Origin of the sequence: uncultured Nostoc sp., assembly GCF_964245575.1 — a bacterium.
Taxonomy (GTDB): domain Bacteria; phylum Cyanobacteriota; class Cyanobacteriia; order Cyanobacteriales; family Nostocaceae; genus Nostoc.
The window spans coordinates 3310-6882 of sequence record NZ_CAXTNP010000358.1 but is presented as its reverse complement, the minus strand read 5'-3'; the positions used below and the strand labels follow the sequence as shown (position 1 = coordinate 6882).

Sequence of the window (3573 nt, the reverse complement as noted above, 5' to 3'; positions counted from 1 at the left end):
CAATTTACATTCTAGAGGTGTAGAGGAAGAAAGGCAGGGGAGGCAGGGGAGGCAAATTGGGAAATTGCTAAATCATCCTGCAAATATGCAAGGCAGGGGAGAAAGACGGCACAGGGGCAGGGGAAAAATAATTTTTATCAGGGATTGAGTGAAAAAATTTAGGACTTAGTGCCTTAACAAATTATATTAAGTAGCAGGAACAGGGAAGGGCGCAGTTGAATTTTTGTCAACGATGTTTGGTAAAATGTGGATGGTTACTTCGCCGCCACGGTCGTTGATACACCTCTAAAAAAACTATGTGAAACGTTGGACAAGGGGGAAGGAAGTTAACACATCTTGACTAATTACAAATAGCCTAGTACGCCACGGCGGAAATAGAACAACCATCTAAAATCCCTAAAAAGCATATTCCATAATACTTTTGACTTTTGAATGCGTGACTTTTGACTTCCGCCTTGCGGTACTAGTGGTTTGTCCGATAGTGCAAGTAAGCGATCATCCGGGACAGTAAAATTTGTCGGCTACAGGGTAAAAAATTCATCATCTGCGGTAAAGTATACCGTGGACTTAAAACAGAGCTTCAGTGCCTCCTAAGCAATAGCCGGATTGGTACAGAAGCACACACTCTATGCAAGAGCATTTAGTGTGCTTTGTATATCACAGCGAGTATCTCACGGGGCAATGGTAGTTCAATGACGGCATCAACAACGATTAACAAAGGCGATCGCCTCCTGCATCAAAATCTTCTCGGTTCTCGTCGGTTCAGTAACTATTGCTGGGCAACTATCGTTACCTTGGGAGCAAGCGGCTTTTTATTGGCTGGAATATCCAGTTATTTGAAAGTTAATTTACTCATAGTTTCTGATGCAACTCAACTGGTATTCGTCCCCCAAGGATTGGTAATGGGGCTATATGGTACTGCTGGCTTGTTATTAGCCACATACCTGTGGCTAGTAATTTTATGGGACGTAGGAGGCGGTTACAACGAATTTAATCAGGAAACGGGCACAATCAAAATATTCCGTTGGGGATTTCCTGGGAAAAACCGCCGAATTGAGATTGACGGACGCATAGAAGATGTGCAGTCTGTGCGAATAGCCGTCAAAGAAGGTCTTAATCCCCTTCGCGCCCTCTATCTACGCATTAAGGGGCGGCGAGATATACCCTTAACACGGGTTGGACAACCGTTATCTTTAACAGAGTTGGAAACAGAAGGCGCAAAATTAGCCCGCTTTTTGGGAGTGTCATTAGAAGGGTTGTAAGGGAGTGGGGAGTGGGAATGAGGGAGCAGGGGGAGCAGGGAAGGCAGGGGAAGAAGAATTATTGATTAATGACCAATGCCCAATTCCCAATTCCCAATTCCCCTCGAAACGATAAGATACTCTGGTTAAATCGGTAACAGGCAATGCGGTTAAAAATTTCACAATTTTTGCTTTCTCTTGTGATTATCAGTGCTTTGATGTTGGGAGGATGTTCAACACAGGAAGTTGCTTCTAATACATCTTCTCCAACTTCGACAGCTACCTCGACCACAAGCGAGGCAAGTAACAAGACAACTACTGAAGCAACATCTGTATCTCAAACTAGTAGTGAGAGTATTCCTGGACTGGCTGATTTACCACGCCTCGAAGGCAAGGCTACTGTGGTACTCACGGTTAAAGGCTCACCGATTACTATCGAAGTAGACGGCACTGATGCCCCCATTACAGCTGGCAACTTTGTAGATTTAGTGCAGAAGGGTGTCTACGATGGTTTAGCTTTCCATCGAGTTGTACGCGAACCCCAACCGTTTGTAGTTCAAGGGGGCGATCCCCAAAGTAAAGACCCGAAAGTTCCAGCAGATAGACTGGGAACCGGTAGCTATATTGACCCAAAAACGGGAAATGCTCGTTATATACCTTTAGAAGTTAAGGCGAAAGGTTCAGATACTCCAACTTACAATAAACCATTTGATGCTACTGCTCAACCTGTCGTATTGCCCCATAAGCAGGGTGCAGTAGCGATGGCGCGATCGCAATCACCAGGCTCCGCTTCTGCCCAGTTTTACTTTGCTTTAGCAGATTTGGCGTTCTTAGATGGTAACTACGCCGTGTTTGGCAATGTCACTCAAGGCTTTGATGTCGTGAACAAAATTCAGCAAGGCGATCGCATTGACTCTGCTAAAGTCACCCAAGGTGCTGAAAATCTCAAAACACCTGGACAGTAAGAGACAGGGGGAGAATAACTACTAACTCCTAACTGTTAACTCCTAAATTGGTAAAGGTTGTTGTCACTGGTATTGGTTTAATTTCCGCCTTGGGTAGAAGCTTAGAAGATAGCTGGCAAAATTTGCTAGCAGGTAAATCTGGAATTCAATTACATCAACCATTTCCAGAACTTACACCACTTCCTCTAGGTTTAATTGCTCAACAACCATCTGAGTTGACAATGTTGACTCAAATGGTTGTTTCTTCTGCTTTGCAAGATTCTGGGTTAGTTTCACCTTTAACTGATTGTGCTGTAGTCATTGGATCGAGTCGCTCTTATCAAGCGTCTTGGGAAATGCTGGCGCGGCAAATGTATGAAGAGGCGGCAAATTTGCCCGTGTCCTCTTTTGGAAATTGGCTAGATACATTACCTCAGATGAATGCGATCGCAGCTGCAAGACAAATCGGTGCATCTGGGATAGTTTTAGCACCGATGGCAGCTTGTGCAACTGGAATTTGGGCGATCGCTCAAGCAGCTTTGCTTATACAAACTGGCCAATGTCAACAGGCGATCGCTGGCGCAGTGGAAGCACCAATTACACCCCTAACTTTAGCTGGGTTTCAGCAGATGGGTGCTTTGGCGAAAACTGGGGCTTATCCCTTTGATTTGCACCGGGAAGGCTTAGTGTTGGGCGAAGGCGCAGCTGTGTTTGTCTTAGAATCAGCAGAGTTGGCAAAACAGCGTCAAGCAAAAGTGTATGGTGAAATTCTCGGTTTTGGCTTAACTAACGACGCATATCATGGTAATTCACCAGAACCTGAAGGGAAAAGTGCGATCGCTGCCATCAAACAATGTCTAGAACGTAGTTGTCTCTCACCAGCCGATATTGATTATATTCATGCTCATGGCACAGCTACCCAGCTAAATGACCAGATGGAGAGCATGGTAATCCAGCGTTTGTTTCCCCAAGGGGTGGCAGTTAGTTCCACCAAGGGAAGCTCAGGTCATACACTAGGGGCATCTGGAGCTTTAGGTGTGGCTTTTTCTCTCATGGCCTTAAAGCATCAAATTTTACCACCTTGCATAGGATTGCAGCACCCAGAATTTGATTTAGATATCGTTACAGCAGCACGCCTAAGTAAAATTCGCCAAGTATTATGTTTTAGTTTTGGCTTTGGGGGACAGAATGCAGCGATCGCATTAGCAAGATGAAATAGTCTGTTAAACATGATTGATAAGTTTTGTTTAAGCATTTCTAGCAAATATATAATCAATTGCTGCTAAAATTGAAATATTTATAAGTTTTGCTTAAGTCTTTATTGTAAATGTATAAGCAATTGCTGCAAATGCTCAAGCAATTGTTACTAACGTTGAAACATTTACAAG

General features: G+C 44.0%; 3 protein-coding genes. All 3 read left to right on the top strand.

The features are described 5' to 3' along the window. Window positions 1-692 precede the first annotated feature (692 nt). Complete coding sequence (locus ACFFAP_RS34210; protein WP_375515384.1) at window positions 693-1262, top strand: photosystem I assembly protein Ycf4; 570 nt, start codon at window positions 693-695, stop codon at window positions 1260-1262. A gap of 143 nt (window positions 1263-1405) precedes the next feature. Continuing rightward, a complete protein-coding gene (locus ACFFAP_RS34205) occupies window positions 1406-2206 on the top strand; it encodes a peptidylprolyl isomerase (protein WP_375515383.1) in 801 nt (266 codons plus the stop codon). 47 nt (window positions 2207-2253) lie between these two features. Next, the gene (locus ACFFAP_RS34200; RefSeq protein ID WP_375515382.1) at window positions 2254-3399 is read left to right on the top strand and encodes a beta-ketoacyl-ACP synthase; all 1146 of its coding nucleotides are present in this window, start codon (window positions 2254-2256) and stop codon (window positions 3397-3399) included. The last annotated feature ends 174 nt before the right edge of the window (window positions 3400-3573 follow it).

Bases quoted from the DNA above. Each gene is read 5' to 3' on its own strand.
- ACFFAP_RS34205 (WP_375515383.1), top strand. From the start codon at position 1,406: ATGCGGTTAAAAATTTCACAATTTTTGCTTTCTCTTGTGATTATCAGT.
- ACFFAP_RS34210 (WP_375515384.1), top strand. From the start codon at position 693: ATGACGGCATCAACAACGATTAACAAAGGCGATCGCCTCCTGCATCAA.